Source organism: uncultured Arenimonas sp. (assembly GCF_963976025.1).
Lineage (GTDB): Bacteria > Pseudomonadota > Gammaproteobacteria > Xanthomonadales > Xanthomonadaceae > Arenimonas.
In genome coordinates, this window is record NZ_CAXBJS010000286.1 from 1 (window position 1) to 1517 (window position 1517).

Here is a 1517-nt window from a genome sequence, read left to right on the forward strand (position 1 = left end):
GCCGGGATGGCCAGCAGGGCCGTCGTGGCCAGGCCGCCGTAAACGCCTTCCCAGCTCTTGCCCGGGCTGATGGTGGGCGCCAGCTTGCGCTTGCCCCAGCGCGAACCTGCGAAATAGGCGCCGCTGTCGGCGGCCCAGACGATCAGCAGGGCGAACAGGGTCCAGCGGGCGCCGTACGGGTCTTCCGAATGCAGCCAGCCCAGTGCGCACCAGGCCGGGATGATGCCCAGGGTGCCGGCCAGCAGCTTGAGGCTGCGGTTGGCCGCGGTGTCGGCCCGGGCGAAGCCGGGACGGGCCAGCCAAAGGCAGACCACTGCCCACCAGAGCACGCCGACCAGGCTCATCAGCTTGAGCGTGAACAGGCTGGGGCCGCCGCCCCAGACCAGGGCGGCCATCAGCAGGGCGTTGGCGGTAAGGAAGGCGGCGCGCGGCAGGCGGTCGTGCACGCCGGCGAAATGGGTCCATTCCCACAGGCCGGCCAGCAGCACCAGGGCGATGATCGCGGCCAGCCAGGGCGTGGGCAGGAACAGCACCGCCAGGATCGGCAGCGGCGCCAGCACCACGGCCGTGGTGATGCGCTGGCGGCGGCTCACGTGGCACCCCCGGCGACCTGGGCGCTGGTCAGGCCGAAGCGGCGCTCGCGGTCGGCGAACGCGACCATGGCCGCGTCGAGCACGCTGTCGTCGAGGTCGGGCCACAGGGTTTCGGTGAACCACAGTTCGGTGTAGGCCAGCTGCCAGAGCAGGAAATTGCTGATGCGCAGGTCGCCGCCGGTGCGGATGAACAGGTCGGGCGAGGGCAGGCCGGCCAGGCTGATGCGTTCGCCGAGCAGGGTTTCGTTGATGTCCTCCGGCGCCAGGCGGCCGGCCGCGACGTCCTCGGCCAGGCTGCGGCAGGCCTGGGCGATGTCCCAGCGGCCGCCATAACCCACGGCGATGTTCAGGGCCAGGCGGGGCTGCGCAGGCGCCTGCTGTTCGGCCTGGGCCATGCGGCTACGGATGGCTTCCGGGAAACCGCTGCGATCGCCGATGAAGGACAGGCGCACGCCGCGGCGGTGCAGTTCGCCGACTTCGCTGTCGAGCATGCGCAGGAACAGCTTCATCAGCGCGCCGACTTCGTCTTCGGGCCGGTTCCAGTTTTCGGACGAGAAGGCGAACAGGGTAAGCGCCTCGATGCCCCGCGCCAGGCAGTAGTCCACGCACACCTGCACCGCCTTGGCGCCGGCGCGGTGGCCCAGCGTGCGCGGGCGATTGCGGCGCTGCGCCCAGCGGCCGTTGCCGTCCATGATGACGGCCAGGTGGCGGGGCAGCCGCAGGGTTGGCGGGGCGGGCATCGTGGCGGCCTGGCTCAAACCGCCATCAACTCCTGTTCCTTGGCCTTGACCACTTCGTCGACGTCCTTGACGGCCTTGTCGGTGAGCTTCTGGATCTCGTCCTCGGCGCGATGCGACTCGTCTTCGGTGACCTGCTTTTCCTTGAGCAGTTCCTTGACGCTCTGGATGGCGTCACGGCGCACGT

The 1517-nt window shown here is 70.3% G+C and carries 3 protein-coding genes; all 3 read right to left on the minus strand.

The window, feature by feature from the left end:
- Window positions 1–593, minus strand: a 593-nt coding sequence (locus tag AACZ35_RS14155) for a phosphatidate cytidylyltransferase (protein ID WP_339830413.1), incomplete at its 3' end; no start/stop codon positions are given.
- Complete coding sequence (uppS, locus tag AACZ35_RS14160) at window positions 590–1333, minus strand: polyprenyl diphosphate synthase (RefSeq protein ID WP_339830416.1); 744 nt, start codon at window positions 1331–1333, stop codon at window positions 590–592. The genes AACZ35_RS14155 and uppS, both read right to left, overlap by 4 nt.
- Before the next feature lie 14 nt (window positions 1334–1347).
- Window positions 1348–1517: ribosome-recycling factor (locus AACZ35_RS14165; RefSeq protein WP_339830419.1), on the minus strand; the 170-nt coding region annotated here is incomplete at its 5' end.

What these genes read in the sequence shown, in the direction of transcription:
- uppS (WP_339830416.1), bottom strand. Translation starts at nt 1,333, where the DNA reads ATGCCCGCCCCGCCAACCCTGCGGCTGCCCCGCCACCTGGCCGTCATC.